16 protein-coding genes, 1 tRNA gene and 1 pseudogene are annotated in these 15,366 nt (G+C 37.6%); 5 read left to right on the forward strand and 13 right to left on the reverse strand.

What is annotated here, in order from left to right:
* Nucleotides 1–56: 56 nt before the first annotated feature.
* Both PB1_RS00470 and PB1_RS00475 read right to left on the reverse strand, forming a co-directional pair.
* A complete protein-coding gene (locus PB1_RS00470; protein ID WP_003350066.1) occupies nt 57–938 on the reverse strand; it encodes a cysteine hydrolase family protein in 882 nt (293 codons plus the stop codon).
* 307 nt (nt 939–1,245) lie between these two features.
* Nucleotides 1,246–2,067 (reverse strand): hypothetical protein, encoded by an 822-nt coding sequence (locus PB1_RS00475; protein WP_003350067.1) that lies wholly within the window; start codon nt 2,065–2,067, stop codon nt 1,246–1,248.
* A 206-nt stretch (nt 2,068–2,273) separates the two neighbouring features.
* On the opposite strand from PB1_RS00475, the gene PB1_RS17285 reads away from it, so the two are divergent.
* Both PB1_RS17285 and PB1_RS00480 read left to right on the forward strand, forming a co-directional pair.
* Nucleotides 2,274–2,370 (forward strand) — tRNA-Sec (locus PB1_RS17285).
* A 183-nt stretch (nt 2,371–2,553) separates the two neighbouring features.
* Nucleotides 2,554–2,979: a DUF2621 domain-containing protein gene (locus PB1_RS00480; RefSeq protein ID WP_003350068.1), complete on the forward strand. Its 426-nt coding sequence runs from the start codon at nt 2,554–2,556 to the stop codon at nt 2,977–2,979.
* 135 nt (nt 2,980–3,114) lie between these two features.
* Here PB1_RS00480 and PB1_RS00485 read toward each other — a convergent pair whose 3' ends face one another.
* The 3 genes from PB1_RS00485 to PB1_RS00495 all read right to left on the reverse strand — a co-directional run bounded on the left by PB1_RS00485 (nt 3,115) and on the right by PB1_RS00495 (nt 5,127).
* Entirely contained in the window at nt 3,115–3,603 is a 489-nt protein-coding gene (locus PB1_RS00485; RefSeq protein ID WP_003350069.1) for a CcdC family protein, read from the reverse strand.
* A gap of 183 nt (nt 3,604–3,786) precedes the next feature.
* Nucleotides 3,787–4,146 carry a response regulator gene (locus PB1_RS00490; RefSeq protein ID WP_003350070.1) on the reverse strand — a complete coding sequence of 120 codons (360 nt, stop codon included), beginning with the start codon at nt 4,144–4,146 and terminating at the stop codon, nt 3,787–3,789.
* Nucleotides 4,147–4,419: 273 nt separating this feature from the next.
* Complete coding sequence (locus tag PB1_RS00495) at nt 4,420–5,127, reverse strand: cytochrome c biogenesis CcdA family protein (protein ID WP_003350071.1); 708 nt, start codon at nt 5,125–5,127, stop codon at nt 4,420–4,422.
* Between the two features lie 316 nt (nt 5,128–5,443).
* Between PB1_RS00495 and PB1_RS00500 the strand changes: the two genes are divergently transcribed.
* Entirely contained in the window at nt 5,444–5,617 is a 174-nt protein-coding gene (locus tag PB1_RS00500; RefSeq protein WP_003350072.1) for an aspartyl-phosphate phosphatase Spo0E family protein, read from the forward strand.
* A 43-nt stretch (nt 5,618–5,660) separates the two neighbouring features.
* Here PB1_RS00500 and PB1_RS00505 read toward each other — a convergent pair whose 3' ends face one another.
* From PB1_RS00505 to sirA, 4 genes are all read right to left on the reverse strand, one after another.
* On the reverse strand, nt 5,661–7,460 hold the full coding sequence (locus PB1_RS00505) for an ABC transporter ATP-binding protein (protein ID WP_003350073.1): 1,800 nt from the start codon (nt 7,458–7,460) through the stop codon (nt 5,661–5,663).
* Nucleotides 7,461–7,463: 3 nt separating this feature from the next.
* Nucleotides 7,464–9,212: an ABC transporter transmembrane domain-containing protein gene (locus tag PB1_RS00510; RefSeq protein ID WP_003350074.1), complete on the reverse strand. Its 1,749-nt coding sequence runs from the start codon at nt 9,210–9,212 to the stop codon at nt 7,464–7,466.
* Nucleotides 9,213–9,503: 291 nt separating this feature from the next.
* A complete protein-coding gene (locus PB1_RS00515) occupies nt 9,504–9,716 on the reverse strand; it encodes a YneF family protein (protein WP_003350076.1) in 213 nt (70 codons plus the stop codon).
* An 86-nt stretch (nt 9,717–9,802) separates the two neighbouring features.
* The gene (gene sirA, locus PB1_RS00520) at nt 9,803–10,243 is read right to left on the reverse strand and encodes a sporulation inhibitor of replication protein SirA (RefSeq protein ID WP_003350077.1); all 441 of its coding nucleotides are present in this window, start codon (nt 10,241–10,243) and stop codon (nt 9,803–9,805) included.
* A 286-nt stretch (nt 10,244–10,529) separates the two neighbouring features.
* On the opposite strand from sirA, the pseudogene PB1_RS18480 reads away from it, so the two are divergent.
* Nucleotides 10,530–10,922: pseudogene (locus PB1_RS18480) on the forward strand (transposase); the annotation flags it as partial.
* 66 nt (nt 10,923–10,988) lie between these two features.
* On the opposite strand, the gene tkt reads toward PB1_RS18480, so the two are convergent.
* The 4 genes from tkt to yneA all read right to left on the reverse strand — a co-directional run bounded on the left by tkt (nt 10,989) and on the right by yneA (nt 14,537).
* Nucleotides 10,989–12,995: a transketolase gene (gene tkt / locus PB1_RS00530; protein ID WP_003350079.1), complete on the reverse strand. Its 2,007-nt coding sequence runs from the start codon at nt 12,993–12,995 to the stop codon at nt 10,989–10,991.
* A gap of 237 nt (nt 12,996–13,232) precedes the next feature.
* Nucleotides 13,233–13,466: a DUF896 domain-containing protein gene (locus PB1_RS00535; protein ID WP_003350080.1), complete on the reverse strand. Its 234-nt coding sequence runs from the start codon at nt 13,464–13,466 to the stop codon at nt 13,233–13,235.
* A gap of 75 nt (nt 13,467–13,541) precedes the next feature.
* Nucleotides 13,542–14,210: a YneB family resolvase-like protein gene (locus tag PB1_RS00540; protein ID WP_003350081.1), complete on the reverse strand. Its 669-nt coding sequence runs from the start codon at nt 14,208–14,210 to the stop codon at nt 13,542–13,544.
* A gap of 3 nt (nt 14,211–14,213) precedes the next feature.
* Entirely contained in the window at nt 14,214–14,537 is a 324-nt protein-coding gene (gene yneA, locus PB1_RS00545; protein WP_003350082.1) for a cell division suppressor protein YneA, read from the reverse strand.
* 158 nt (nt 14,538–14,695) lie between these two features.
* On the opposite strand from yneA, the gene lexA reads away from it, so the two are divergent.
* A complete protein-coding gene (lexA, locus tag PB1_RS00550; protein WP_003350083.1) occupies nt 14,696–15,319 on the forward strand; it encodes a transcriptional repressor LexA in 624 nt (207 codons plus the stop codon).
* Nucleotides 15,320–15,366: the final 47 nt, after the last annotated feature.

Below are 15,366 nucleotides of genomic sequence, written 5' to 3' on the forward strand. Positions count from 1 at the left end.
ACCAAAATTAATTACAATTGTCAAGTTTGACTTTTGATGTGGCAGTTTTATTATGTTTAAAGTTTTAAGGAAGAATCCGTTAGAATAATTGGATACTTTTCAGCTAATTGGCGTAACTCTTTATCGGTCTCTTCTTCAAATCCTGGAATTGAAGTAGTGCAGTCTTCTAATAGGTATAAAGTATAATCTTTATGATTGATCGATTCGAAACTTTCAACAATTTGTTTAACAGATTCCAACACGCAATGGGATTTAGCTTCTCCGCCAATAATTATCTGTTTGTATTTGGATAAATCTTGAATGAACTGTTCGTTCGTTGAATCTTCTCTCGAGTATTCCGGTTTGAAAATACCATACATTTCACTGATTGGATTAAGACCTTTTGTTACATATCGGACATCTCTTTCTTTGTATAAGGAATAAGCTAATAAAACATTTGATAACTGGGGTTCTAATGATGCTCCAAATGAACCTTGCAGACAATGAAAGGGCCAGATCATTAATTGTTTTTTACCGGAAGATTCTAAACCTTTCACATACTCAATGCTTTCTTTTTCGTAATAAACAGGTTTCCAAATGGTGTTTTCTATGTCTTTGCTTGTGATGATTGTATAAGGTTTCGGATGTTCTCCTTCAGAATTAACCCACCATGTCGAATGAAAAATTTGATTCGTAGTATGTGTATCCAAGCTCATATAAATATCATCAATCGCATCAGCGTTTTCGTAAATGAACCGTGCAAAATTCTTTACATCTGAAAAGGAATTTGGAACGGGAAGGCTGCCATTTTCTAAGAAATCATTTTGAAAGTCAATTCCTAACAAAAGGATATCCTTTTTATTGGCAGAATCACGTTTCCCGCCGATTTTGTCGATGGCTAATGGCGTTACTTGACCAACTTTATCTTTTTGAAACCAATTTTCAAATGAACCTTTCATTATTAACACCCCTTTTGTGTGTTATTATTTTACATTGTTTTTATAATGTCAATTTATTAGCGACCAAAAAGATAAATGAATTGATAAAATTTGAGAAATCGCAAAAATATTTTTCGTATTTTTTTATACATTTGAGATAAAATTTCATATTATTAACGGCTTATTTATTGGGATAAGGGCTCATTTTTCCAAATGACGGCTCATATTTTCGGATGAAGGATCATTTATCGAAATGAAGGCTCATTTTTTCATATAAAGGCTTATAAAATCAAATAAAAACTCATATTTTCAAATAAAAGCTCATATATCAAAATAAGAGCTCATAACCTTCCCGTGAACTTGATCCGGAGCGGGTTAGGCCTTCTTTAACTATTTCAAAATACTCCTCATCCAACATTTTATTGCAAATCCCCCAATAATAGCCGAAAATGTTTTTGATCCTTGTCTTTTTCAGTTTAATATTCCTTACCAATTGCTTAAACGCTTTTACTGCCAATTCAAGCTTGTCCTCTTCTTTGTAATAAGAAAGCCATCGAGTGCTCACTCGAACAACTTTGTAAAATTCCTCGATCGTCCAGGCATCATCATAGAAACATTTCACAAGGTTTGTAAAAGCAGATGGGATTTTATTACTGACGAATGAAGAGTTTAGCGCCATTTTACGTTTATTTTTTTGATTGATAGTTTCATTCTTTGATGGTTTCTTATTTGGTACTTCAATTGATTCCGCGTCTGCTGCATCATTTAAAATAGATGACGCGTCTTGCTTTGCCGGGTATTTTTGAAAGACATAAACGCTGTGGGCTTGTCTGCCATTTTGGGATTGAGTATGAATCACATGAATTAAGCCATACTTTTTCGCTTTTCTTAACATACGTTCAAAAGTGGAACGGCTAATGCCGCCCATTTCAGAATGTTGATGGGTTGCAGATACAATCGTTTGAATTTTCGCATTGCAAACCCCTGGAATCTTTGCAGAAAAACGTACAAGCCTTTTTAGCGCGATCGTTTCACTTTTCGTAAACTGATCTTTCAAATCTGTCAACCACTGTTCAAAATGATTATTGAAATCCTTCAAATTACGAAACTGCGATAGATCTTTAAAATTTTCAATTCTCCCCGACTGCATGAAAAATGCCCCTTTCTTTTTGGGGCATACTCTTTCAATTTAATTGTTGTTTTGCTGCCCCAACTTCTTTCCACTCGTTATATATAAAGAAAGAAGGCAAAAGGACATAGTTCCAAAAACTTCGAAGAATTTGTTCCGATCAAATAAAGTTCATTTCCTTGAAAGGTTTACGTATTAGCTTTATAATAAATTTTGTCTTAAATATTGGGGCTGAACGGGGTACTGGTGTCCCCCACGGTCTTCAAAACCGCTCGAGAGGCGCGTGTCGTCTCTGGTGGGTTCGATTCCCACGCAGTCCCGCCAATTAAACTTTCAACCTGACTTCAGTTTTAATCAAGGATTATACTACTAAAGTACGTATGCTTCATTCTACTCTTAAATTGTAACTACCCTCCCCCATTCCATATTACTTGTCTAAAAAGCCCCGAAAAGACTATAATTGAATGATAGAATACGTTTTTGAAAATTGTTTTGTAGGTGAATGCAATGCTTGAAGGCTGGTTTTTATGGTTTATCTTGTTCTGGATTGTCGTACTCATTTCTTCTTTTGCAATCGGCGGATTTTTTATGTTCCGCAAGTTTTTGAAAAGGCTGCCGAAAGAAGACGGGAAGTCTGAACTGGATTGGGAAGAATATTATGTAAATGAGACCCGGCATTTATGGAAAGAGGAGCAGAAAGAACTTCTTGAAGATTTGGTCAGTCCTGTACCTGAATTATTCCGGGACGTTGCAAGGCAAAAAATTGCCGGCATAATCGGCAAGCTTGCACTTAAAGAAAAAGCCGACCAAATTACAGAGGATCTCATCATACGGGGATACATTATCGCCACACCGAAACGTGACCATAAATTTCTGCGAAAAAAATTGTCCGAAAAGAAAATTGATCTCGCACCATATGAACATTTATTTTAGAACTGCCTGATTAATGGCAGTTTTTTATTTCCTTTTCGAATAAGTACCTCCTTGCAAACGGGAACTATTGAAACAAACCTTATTTCTACCCAAAATAAAAAAGGGGCTGCCTTAAAAGCAAATGGTCAGACCCTTTCAGATCGTTTTTGTATTCGTTGGTCCATTGATTTGATCAAACAGTTTTTTATAATTTACATACATGGCAATTCGCCAAGGCACGATCATTCCAAACGCGAGGATCCAGAACATTCCGCTCAGCTCCCCATAATCAATTCGTGAACTTAAAATCGATTTTCCTATAATTCTGATGATCAGCAAACCGATAAGTATAAAGATAAATGCTTTTGACCGTTTTAAATAAATTTCCTTATCACGTATTTCAAAAGTGGATGTTTTGATCAACAAAATTGAAAACAGCATCCCGACCGTTAATGCTTCCAATATTTCCATCGGAGTTACCCGGAACATTGGAAATAAAAACATGAGTGCGCCTGTACTCATAAAAATTGGCGGTAAAATGATTTTTTTTGCTGTAACAGGTCTTTTTGCGGCTTTTATCCGGACAAATATTACAAGAACAGCCATTCCGATCGCTCCAATAGACGAAGCAATAACCAAGTTCATAAACCGTCATCCTTTTCACCATTTAGATTTGCACTATCATTATATCGTATACAATCTTTAAATGAAAATGATAATAAACCTATTTACAAAGATGTTCAGATGATCAAACTATTATTTCCAAAAAAAAGGGCCAGACCCCTCCAATTGTCGGAGGGAATCAGCCCTTAAGCCGGTCCCTATTCTCTAATTTAAAACTCTGTTTATTGCATCAAGTACTCGCGCTTCGTCAAACGGCTTGACGATAAAGTCCTTTGCCCCCGCCTCGATTGCTTCCACGACCATTTTTTGCTGCCCCATAGCAGAACACATGATTACTTTTGCTTGTGGAAACTCCTTCTTTATTTCTCTGACGGCTTCAATTCCGCTCATTTCCGGCATCGTTATGTCCATTGTGACTAAATCGGGATTCAACTGGCGATACAATTCAATCGCATCTTTTCCATTCTCGCCTTCTCCAACGACTTCATGATTTGCTTTTTTTAAAATATTTGATAACGTAATTCTCATAAATTTTGCGTCATCAACAATTAAAATTCTTGCCATCGGTTGCTCCCCCTTGACACTCACAACGAATGTATATCTATGAAAACTTACTGTTGTAAATTACGGATAGGCAAATATCTTTCTCAAAAGCACACATATTACAATATATCGAATCTTAGAAAAAATTTCAATTCAAAGATTACGACAAATTTCGAAATATTTCTTGAGAATCCTAAATTTTTCGTTTAAAAACTCGAAGGGAACTTATATTACAACAGCGACTTGTTATGACCAATAAGAGTTCGTTTTAACATATTGCAAAAACAGCTGATATTAGAAACCGGTAAATCCTCCGAAAATACTAGTAACTATAGATATAATCTTCGTCATCCAATCAAAAAATAAGACAATTCCCATTACGATCATGATATAGCCGCCAACCTTCATGATCTTAACATTATGTTTTTTAATCCATTGCAGTTTGCCAATGAAAAAGGACAAAACAAAAAATGGGATGGCAAAACCTAAAGTGTACGCGATCATGTACAACATGCCTGAACCCGGGTTAGACGCTGCCAAAGCAAAAACTGACATTAAGATCGGTCCAGTACATGGCGTCCAGCCTGCGGCAAACGCCATTCCGATAAAAGCTGAACCGATGTATCCTGAAGGGCGATTCTTAAACTCAAATCTCCGGTCCTTCATCATAAATTCAGGTTTCAAAATTCCCACAATGACGAGGCCAAAAAAGACGATAAAAATAGCTCCAATCTGACGGATCAAGTCCTTGTAATCAGCAAAAAATTGACCGATAAAAGAAGTTGTATATCCGATGGCAATAAAAATAACGGAAAACCCTAACAAAAAACATATTGTATGTAACAAGCTCCGCCTTTGCAGCATCGCATTTTCTGTTTTGATTTCTCCGACTGACATACCGGTAATATATGAAAGGAACGCCGGATATAACGGCAGACAGCATGGTGAAATAAAACTCAAAAATCCTGCACCAAGAGCGATAAACACATTAATATCAGACATTTGAACATCTCCTGTATACATGATTCCTACTCATTCTAACAAATCTTATACTTAAAAGATAATAATTAAGATGTGAACATTTTTTGTCTAAAATTTTAGAATTGGGCTTTCTATACATAATACGACATAATTTCCTAAAAATACACAAATTGGTCACAATTTTGTTTTGAATTAATTACCAAGATCAGCTATACTGTAATAGACTTAACAATTTTTGCTATTAAATATCATATTTTTACATAGACGTAATATTTCAGTCTATTAATAGTTTTGAATAAAAAATTCAATTCCAACATTTGTGAAAGGAAAATCTGGCGTGACTAGACAAGAGTTTCTTTTAATTATTGAAAAAAAACGAGCTGAACTCATCCAAGTGGCATCAACATACGGCCTTAATTCGTCTGTTGCAATAAAACATAGCCAGGAGCTTGATAACCTATTGAATGAGTATAACCGTTCCTTTCTGGAGAAATTGCAACCGGCCAATTAATGGGGCTGACTCTTTATTATGAGCCAGCCCCAATTTTTTTTATTTATCTTTGATTGACTGCGTCTTCGAGATGATCAACCAAACCATTTTGCAGCAAATACATTTTATGATAAAGTCCTCGTCTTTCAAGCAACTCTTGGTGTGTTCCTCTTTCTATAATTTCCCCTTGGTGCAGGACAAGAATCAAGTCTGCGTCTTGAATTGTAGACAGACGATGAGCAATTGCAATCGTTGTTCGGCCCTTTCTCATTTTTGCCAGCGCAGTTTGAATAGCTTCTTCTGTTTCCGTATCAATATTGGCTGTTGCTTCATCCAGGACAAGTATTTTTGGGTTCGCCGCAATTGTTCTCGCAAAAGCGATCAGCTGCCGCTGCCCGCTTGAAAATGTCGCCCCTCTTTCAACAACTTCATGCTCATAACCATTTTCAAGCTTCTCGATGAACGTATGAGCCTGAACAAAACGTGCTGCTTCAATCACTTGCTCTTCTGTCATTTGTTTATTATGGAGACGGATATTATCCTTCACATTTCCAAAAAACAAAAATGGATCCTGCAAAACAAGGCCAATTTTTGTACGGATTTCTTCTTTCGGATAGTCTTTAATTGACCTTCCGTCAATGAGAATTTCTCCCCGCTCAAATTCATAAAATCTCATAAGAAGATTAATGATTGAGCTTTTCCCGCTGCCGGTATGTCCGACAAGTGCCACCGTTTCTCCCGGTTTTGCCTTGAAAGAGATATTTTTTAAAACGTCCCGCTTCCCGTCATAGGAAAAGCTTACGTTCCGAAACTCAATTTCCCCGTCGTCAATCTTAAATTTGGCATCTCCAGTCTGTACAGGGGCCAGTTCCTCTTCATCAAGCAGCTTAAAAACGCGGGATCCTGCGACAATTGCCTGTTGATACATTGATAAACGCATCATCATATTGTTTACCGGTTCAAAAAAACGGTCCAAATAACTGATAAACGCATAAAGTACACCAATTTCAATTCCGCCGGCAAATGATGAAATCCCGAAAAAGCTTAATACAATGATCAGCGCTAACACATAAACTAAATCAATCGCAGGCCTAAGTAGTAAAGCATCCACTTTTATATTTTTCCTACCCGCCTGATAATGCTTTTCATTAATCTCCCCAAATTCTTTTCTAAACCGCTGTTCCTGCCGAAACACCTGGATGATCGCCATTCCCTGCAATGATTCGCTTAATTTCGCATTAAGCTGGCTGAGGCGTTCCCGCATATCCTGATAAAAAATCGAACTATATTTCCTGTACGTCCTTATGATAAGGAAAATAACCGGAAGGATTACGACGCAAAAAAGGGCTAATTTAACATTCAAAATAAACATTGCCACAAATATTCCCGTTAAAAGAAAGAAACTTTGAATAAATGTTACGATGACCGAAACGAACATATCCTTTATCGCTTCTGTATCATTTGTTACCCTTGAAACGATACTTCCGGCAGGAGTTTTATCAAAATATTTTAATCCAAGTACCTGAACCTTTGAAAAAACTTCGATTCTTAGTTGTTGAATAATTTTCAAGGCAATTTTTTGAAAGGTAAGCAATTGAAAATATGAGACAAGCACATTGGCTATTTGAATACTTATAAAAGCAGCTCCGAGAACAAACAAAGGCTTAAATACAAGGTTTCTGGGCGTTAAAAAGTCGTCAATAAAAATTTTTACAAGGATCGGGCCAAGTATGTCGCCTGCCGTTGTTAATAACAAGAGACAGAAGGCAAAAATAATGGTTTTCGAGTGTGGTTTTGTATATGAAAGTAATCGAAATAATACTTGGCGTTGTTCCTTGCCGTTCATCGATTGTGTTTTTTCCATTGCTTATCCTCCATGCTCCACTAATTCTTCAAGCTGCTGCCGCAAGTACATATCTTTATACCATCCTTCTTCAAGCATGAGTTCCTCGTGGGTGCCGCGCTGAGCAATTTTACCGTCTTCAAGAACAAGAATGAAATTGGCATGATGGATAGAGCTTAATCGGTGGGCCGTTATGATTGTCGTTTTCCCTTCTCTGTTTTCTTTTAGAGCAGTAAGAATCGCTTCTTCTGTCTTGGCATCGACAGCTGAGAGAGAATCATCAAGAATCAAAACTTCAGGATCCATTAGTAAAGCTCGCCCGATGGAAATGCGCTGCTTCTGTCCGCCTGATAAGGAAACTCCCCGTTCTCCGACAACCGTTTCATACCCTTCAGTAAATTCGAGAATATCATTATGAATTTTAGCTGTTTTCGCTGCTTCAATAATCTCCTCTTTAGAAGCATCAGGTATACCAAATGCAATGTTTTCACTAACTGTTGCCGAAAAAAGAAAATGGTCCTGTGGAACATAGCCAATTGCTTTTCTCAAAGTTTGCAGCTTATAATCACTTATGGGCACATTCCCGAAAAGAATTGTTCCATCATAGCCTACAAATTCACGAATTAAGAGCTTTAACAGTGTTGTTTTTCCTGCACCTGTTTTTCCGACAATTCCTACTGTTTCCCCTTTTCTTATCTTAAAGAAAATATCCCTTAACACCGGCTTCATTTCATTTGGATAAGAAAAAGAGCGGATTTTATATTCAATATCACCTGTCGGGACGATATCAAACGCATTTTCCTTATCCTCAATTTCAGCTTTTTCAGCCAGCAGGGCAGAAACGCGATCATAAGACGCCCTTCCTCTTTCTACTATATTAAACAGCCATCCGAAAGCAAGCATCGGCCAAATGAGCAAGCCAAGATACGTCGTAAAGGAAATAAGTTCACCTATTGAAAGGGAACCATTAAGTACATAATATGACCCGAACACGACCGATAAAAAAAACGAGATGCCAACAATGAGGGAAATAGTCGGATCATATAAGGAATCCACCTTCGCAACTAAAATATTTTTTTCCACCACATCTTCTGACCTATCCCGGAAATCTTCAATATCCTCTTTTTCTTGGCCAAACGTCTTGATCACTTTGATACCTGTTATACTTTCTTGTGTTTTATCATTTAACGATGAAAATGCTTCCTGTGCTTTATGGAAATACTTATGTAAAAGCGTTCCGTACCAGTTCGTCAACAAAGCCATAAACGGCATTGGGATTAATGCGATAAGGGTCAGCTTCCAGCTGATCGTAACTGCCATGGCGATAATTACAAAACCGCCTGTCGCAAGCGAATCAATGAGCGTAAGGACACCGAGACCTGCTGTTTGCTGGATTGCCTCCAGATCATTTGTCGCATGGGCCATTAAATCTCCAATGCGCCGCTTTTGATAAAATGACTGCGACAACTCCGTAAAATGCTTAAATAACTGATCTCTTAATAGCTGTGAAAGTTTCACAGCGGATCCAAAGATCATGATTCGCCAATAATAGCGCAATAAATACATGAGAAGGCCTGTCGCAACTAGGACAACTATCCATTTGAGCAGTATCCCGACAGTCAACGTGCCATTCACAATATGGTCGACAACGATTCCAATTATCTTTGGGGGGACTATTTCTAAAAAAGCTACTGTCAAAAGCAGCAGCGTACCTGTAATATAAGCTTTTTTTTCCTGCTTAAAAAACCACATCAAATCAATAAATACTTTCATTTGCGCTCCTTTCGCTGCAAAACATAATTATGTAATGCCATACTAGTTTATCAAATATTCCTAAAATAAGGAAGATTAGTAATTTCTTATTTTTGGGTATATCGATATGAACAGTTCAATTCGATCATACTTAAAGTTATAAGCTAATTCTAAATATTTATGAGCAAATTTTCTATTCTTTATAAGCCACTTTCTAAGATTTATGAACTGCATTTTAAGAATGCGCCACTTTCAGGAAACTTTTATTTCCAATTAGCAAAAAACAAGCACCCTAAAAGAGTGCTTGTCCAATTATTTCAACTGCTTGTTCATGGCGTTCATCATTTGGTTGATTTTCTTTTGTGACGGTTTCATTCCCATCTGCATCATCAACATTTTTAGCATTTGCTCATTAATGGGCGGATTTTTCTTTAAGTAGCTCATCATATATTTTCGAGCAATGAAAAATCCTAGTGCTACACCGGCCAAAAGTGCCAGTATACCAACTAGAATGAGATCCCACATACCATATTTCCTCCTTCATGTTGTCTAAAATACAGTGTACTAAACCACATATTATTTTACAATATTTGCGTCATTTTTTCCTTTGCTTAAACAAATTTTCTTTCTTTTATAGGGTTTAGCCAGCCATAACGGTGATGGTCCAGGTCTACCGCTAAAAAGGAGGATTCGCATTTGCGGAGCACTTCAAAAAACTCCGTTTCTGCATCATAGCTTCCTTGTGAGTCCAATTTTAAGAATCGGTCATAAACTTCAAGCCTGGCCCAGCTACTTTTGCTGCCCTTTTTTATGTAGTAAATTCCATCTTCTATATAAAAATCTTTGTTTTTATTTAATTTTTGATGTATCAGCTGTTGAAGGCGCAACGTAGGAATAGGCTTGGTTATATAATTGATCTGCATTTCAATAATGGCTCTAAAATTTCCATTTGAATTCTTATACTCCTTAAACAATTGATAAAACATTCTTTCTCTTCCAAAATAATGAAATGCAAACTCATCTTCTATTAAATATAGTGTATAAGTTCTCAAATTTATCCCCTCCTTAGTAGCAACCTCCTAATAACCATTATAATGAAGGATAAAAGTGGTGTTTGTCTTTTTCTGTCAGAGAAAAATGCTAGTTTTGTCGAATTCAAAAATTTCTAAATATTATTATAAAAAAATCATTTGTTTATTTCCACTTCGGCTTATTATTTTATAAAAAAAGTGAGCGGATTTGGTATTATCCCCTCATGTAGACAGTAAAAAAAGAGGACATTGGTTATGATTTTTTAAGAGTCTACCTGGGAGGGGATTTTTATAGCGAAAAATTATTAATGAAATTGTAGCGTGGGAAATATCCGAAAAATATTATCTTGAGTTGGTATTGAATAGACTCAAACAACTGGATGGGAAGCCGTTTGGAAGAATGCCCTTCTTCAATCAGATCAAGGCTTTCAATTCACGACAAAATCTTATGAGAAACAGCTTAAAAAACTCAAGATTCAAGGAAGTCATTTCAGAAGAGGAAATTGTCACGATATTGCCTGTATTGAATGTTTCTTCTTACATTCTTAAGACAGAGAAGTTGTATTTAGTATGTCCTAAAACGAAGGGAGAAGCTAATCAGGCTATTCAAGAGTATATTCATTTTTGCAATCACAGTCGTTTTCAAGAAAAACTTAACGGCCTTTCCCCGATTGAATACCGAGAAAAGGCCGCAGCTTAATATACTCTTTTTTCATTATCTACTTGGGAGGGTTATGTGCAATTACACTCTCTTTCGAAATTGTTATTATTTTTCAAGCAAAGCTTTTACTTTTGCAACAACATTATCTACATTGAAACCATACTCTTCCATAATTATTTCGCCAGGTGCCGAAGCTCCGAATTGGTCAATTGCCAATACGTCGCCCTCATCTCCGGCATAACGGTGCAAGCCTAACGATGAAGCCATTTCAATCACCAAACGTTTCTTGACATTTTTAGGAATAACACTTTCTTTATACTCCTTGGACTGAGCCTCAAAACGATCGAACGAAGGCATACTAATAACAGATACGTGAATTCCTTCCTCCGCAAGACGTACTTGGGCTTCTACTGCAAGGCCCACTTCTGAACCGGAAGCAAGGAGCAATGCATCAGGGGTATCTTTGTCTGCTGGCGACACAACATAAGCACCCTTTGAAACTCCGTCATAAGCAGTTTCTGCAGTTCCTTTTAATGTTGGGAGATTTTGGCGAGACAGCACTAAAGCAGTTGGCTTATCTTTTGATTCAACTGCCAATCTCCATGCAGCCGCAGTTTCATTTCCATCGGCAGGACGGATAACAGAAAGATTAGGCATGGCCCGTAAAGAAGCAAGTTGTTCAACTGGCTCATGTGTTGGCCCGTCTTCTCCAACAGCAATGCTGTCATGGGTAAATACGTATATTACAGGAAGTTTCATTAATGCTGCAAGACGGATTGCCGGACGCAAATAATCAGAGAACACAAAGAATGTGCCGCCAAATACTTTCAATCCGCCATGAAGAGCCATTCCGTTCAGAGCTGCACCCATTGCAAATTCACGGACACCGAACCAAATGTTTTTGCCTTCAAAAGATTCCGGTGAGTAATCTCCTGCCCCTTTAATCGTTGTTTTATTAGAACTTGCAAGATCTGCAGAGCCTCCGATAAAAGAAGGAAGGTTTTTCGCAATCGCATTTAACACTTCACCGGAAGAAGCACGGCTTGCAATGCTTTTTCCTACTTCATAGACAGGGATATCTTTATCCCATCCTTCTGGAAGTTCGCCATTTATTGCCTGTTCCAGCTGTTTTCCTAACTCAGGATACTCCTTTTTATATTGAGCGAATAGCTCATTCCATTCCTGCTCTTTCGCTTCCCCTCGTTCTATTACATTTTGTTTAAAATGATCGTAAACTTCCTGAGGAACATAGAAGTCTTCTTCGAAAGTCCATTTATAAGCCTCTTTTGTGAGCTTTCGTTCTTCTGCACCAAGAGGAGACCCATGAATATCTGATGTTCCGGCTCTATTCGGAGAACCATAACCAATAATCGTTTTTACTTCAATTAATGTTGGACGTGTTTCATCCTGTTTTGCTTCTTCAATTGCTTTCGCAATAGCTTCGAGGTCATTTCCGTCTTCAACTCGGATGTATTGCCATCCATACGATTTAAAACGCATTTCCACACTTTCTGAGAAAGAACGGTTAAGTTCTCCATCCAATGAAATATCATTGGAATCATACAAAACAATCAAGCGGCCCAGTCTTAAATGACCGGCTAAAGAAGCTGCTTCAGCAGAAACACCTTCCATTAAATCCCCATCACCACAAATACTGTATGTATAATGGTTAATAATTTGATAATTATCTTTATTATATACCGCTGCCAAATGACGCTCAGCCATCCCAATACCAACTGCCATAGCAATACCTTGTCCTAAAGGCCCGGTCGTTGCTTCAACTCCAGGTGTATGTCCGTATTCAGGATGTCCAGGCGTTTTGCTTCCCCATTGGCGGAATTCTTTTATATCATCCATTGTTACGTCGTATCCTGACAGATGAAGCAAGCTGTATAGCAGCATTGATCCATGACCTGCAGATAGAACAAAACGATCGCGGTTAAACCAATTTGGATTCTTTGGATTATGGTTCATATATCTTGTCCAAAGTGTGTATGCCATCGGCGCAGCTCCCATCGGCATGCCCGGATGTCCGGAGTTTGCCTTTTCAATCGCATCGATGGAAAGTGTACGAATCGAGGTTATTGACAATTGATCAATTTTATCAAACAATTCAAGCCACCCTTTCAAATATAATTTTTCATTCTTCTTTAATTTTATAGTTTTTGAATTTTTTATACAATAAAGAATTTTTTGTGTCAACCATTTGTCGTAGGTATTTTTTTCACTTTATATTATATATTGATGGTTTCCTCACTTAACAATATATAGTAGAGAACAGCAGAAAAAAGGACTGACACCAGAGGAAAAATGATTTCCTGCTTGTCAGCCCCATTAATCGTATTATTATTAATGCAAACGATCCTTTTTTTGAAATTGTTTCAGCTTTTCTGGAGTTACGTCATTACCCAATGGATCAACGATTTTTACACCTTTTAAGGTAGTTAGCATTGAAGAACGGAATGATTCCAAATACTGGCGTCGAAGCTTTGACTGCTCTTTTGCTTCTTCTTCTGTCAAGCCTGATGTTTTTGCTTTATTTGCTAATGCATTAATTCTCGCAATTAATTCTTTTGAAAGCATATGAAAGCTCCTTTTCAAATAGTTAAGCTATTGGTCATCATACAAAAGAAAAGTGCTTTTTACAAGGAAAATGCTCTAATTGGATTCCATTTCCTTATATTCTTGATACCTTCTATGGACAGTCGCTTTCGAAACATCGTAGCCAAAACCTCTTAGCGTTGCTGCAATTTCTGCAAAAGTCAAGTCATTTTTTCTGAGCCGGACAATCTCCTCAATCGGAACTTCTTTTCGTTCTCTACCGGCGTTTTCACCAATATTTTTCAGATTGTTTTCCGGCCTGTAGCCGTTTTTAACTGCCCTTTTCATGCCCCGTTTTATTTTTATATTATGTAATTTTCGCTGGTATTCTTCCACCATTCCGACAATTTTCAATACCATCGAATCGGCTTCAGATAATTGAAGCTCCCCATAATGAGAGATCGTGTACAATTTTACACCTTCTTTTAAAATGCAATGCAGCAATACGATTTTTGTATTTCCTCTTCCAAGTCTCGTTTCATCTTGTATAAGGATTGCACTTATGTCCTTGTCCTCATTTATTGCTTCCAGAAGCTCCAGCATCCCTTCACGTTCCAGCTCATATCCGCTTGCCTGCTCTTTAATCACTTTTATAATATGAAACCCGTACTTGTCTGCTAGCTCCGTCAACTCTTCTTCCTGCCGTTTCAAGGACGTTTCCTGTGTTTCTTTCGATGTGCTTACACGGCAATAGATAACGGCCTTTTTCCCGTTTCTTTTCTCCATATATTACTCACCTGCCAAATTTGTAACTTCCACCTGTGGTTCAGAATTTTCCAAAACAGGGATGACTAGTTCTTCACCAGGATAAATATTATCTCCGTTAATGCCATTTGTTCTCTCAACCCAGCTGATAAACTCATCAGAAGGCAAACCATGCCTGTCCGAAAATTTTTCTGCAATAGTCCAAAGCGATTCTCCTTCTTCCACGGTTACCTTTAAGTAGCCTTCAGAATTGGCATCCTTTACATAATCAGCATACAGAAATGCTGCTGTAAAACTTACAATTACTAGAATAATAGCATATGAATATCGTTTCCAGACTATTCTCATCATCCACACCCCTCAACCGAATATACGTTCTGTTTTATTATCTTAAGTATAGACCGAACATGCGTTTTCCGTCAACACAAAAATTCGAACTTACGTTTGTATTTTTATGAAGTACATGCTATAATGAATGTAATAATTCCGTATGAGGTGCGAATTTTATGGCTAAATTATCAAAAAGGCAGCAAGATATTTTGGATTTTATAAAAGAGGAAGTAAAAAAGAAAGGATATCCACCTTCCGTTAGGGAAATCGGTCAAGCAGTGGGGCTTGCTTCCAGTTCTACGGTGCACGGACATCTGGCTCGCCTTGAAAGCAAAGGGCTTATCCGAAGGGATCCAACAAAGCCGAGAGCTATTGAAATTCTGGACATGGAAGAAGAGACACACATTCCAAAATACAATGTCGTAAATGTACCGGTTGTCGGTAAAGTTACAGCAGGACAGCCAATTACTGCTATCGAAAACGTTGAAGAATTTTTTCCTCTTCCCGAACGTCTCGCTCCTGCTGATGAGCAAGTATTTATGCTTGAAGTTATGGGTGACAGCATGATCGAAGCCGGCATTTTAGACGGGGATTATGTTATTGTAAGACAGCAAAAGACGGCTAACAACGGTGATATTGTAGTTGCCATGACAGAAGATGATGAAGCGACGGTTAAAAGATTTTTTAAAGAAAAAGAATATATTCGTCTGCAGCCCGAGAATTCAACAATGGAGCCAATCATTTTAAAAAATGTCTCAATTCTCGGAAAAGTGATTGGCGTTTACCGCCAGATTCATTAAACTTTTCAAAGAGGCTTACTCAAGGCAAGGGTTCAAACCCCTCCACT

It is taken from the genome of Bacillus methanolicus PB1, from assembly GCF_000262755.1.
Classification (GTDB): Bacteria; Bacillota; Bacilli; order Bacillales; family Cytobacillaceae; genus Bacillus_Z; species Bacillus_Z methanolicus.